We start from the raw sequence: 528 nt of genomic DNA, 5'->3' as shown, positions 1-528 counted from the left end.
CCTTAATGTTGAATCAGTTCATAAGAATGAGAGTGAAGGTGGTAAGAAAGGAGACCGTAAAGGCAAATCCCACAAGGGATACAGTGCCTCAACGGCACAAGCCCATAAGAGGCATTCTTTCAGATACCACTCTGCTCCATGACATGAAGACAAAGCTTAGGCTTTCCTCTTCCATCGGTCCCCATAACGATGTCAAAAAAAGAATGGGGAGCTAACATTTATGTTTTGTTTACAAGGAGATTAAAATGAAAACAGAGCTATCAGAAGAGAACAAAACTCTTCAAGCTTTAATCCAACAAGAAGTACGTGACAATCCAACCTTTGGTCTTGAACAAGTACGCGAAATGCGGAAATCAATGACCCCTGAAATGATTCAGAATGAAAAAGATTGGTTCTTTTCCCACGTAGGAGATTGGATTAATGTCGAATGAAGTAAAAAGTAAATCTGCTTTTGAACTGTTGTATGAACAACTTAAGTTTGAAAGTAAGAGCTTAAAAGAGATTGAAGCACAAAGAGAAAAGTTTGTG

Annotated in this window: 2 protein-coding genes; both read left to right on the top strand. The window is 38.4% G+C overall.

The features are described 5' to 3' along the window. A partial coding sequence (locus N1032_RS27695) for a hypothetical protein (RefSeq protein ID WP_259543944.1) occupies window positions 1-215 on the top strand: 215 nt, incomplete at its 5' end. Window positions 216-245: 30 nt separating this feature from the next. Further along, complete coding sequence (locus N1032_RS27690) at window positions 246-431, top strand: hypothetical protein (protein WP_259543943.1); 186 nt, start codon at window positions 246-248, stop codon at window positions 429-431. The last annotated feature ends 97 nt before the right edge of the window (window positions 432-528 follow it).

This window comes from Herbiconiux daphne (assembly GCF_024979295.1).
Taxonomy (GTDB): Bacteria; Actinomycetota; Actinomycetes; order Actinomycetales; family Microbacteriaceae; genus Herbiconiux; species Herbiconiux daphnes.
The sequence above is the reverse complement of the archived record's forward strand: the minus strand, read 5'-3'. Positions and strand labels throughout refer to the sequence as shown.

Coding starts and splice junctions, on each gene's coding strand:
- N1032_RS27690 (WP_259543943.1), top strand. CDS start 246: ATGAAAACAGAGCTATCAGAAGAGAACAAAACTCTTCAAGCTTTAATC.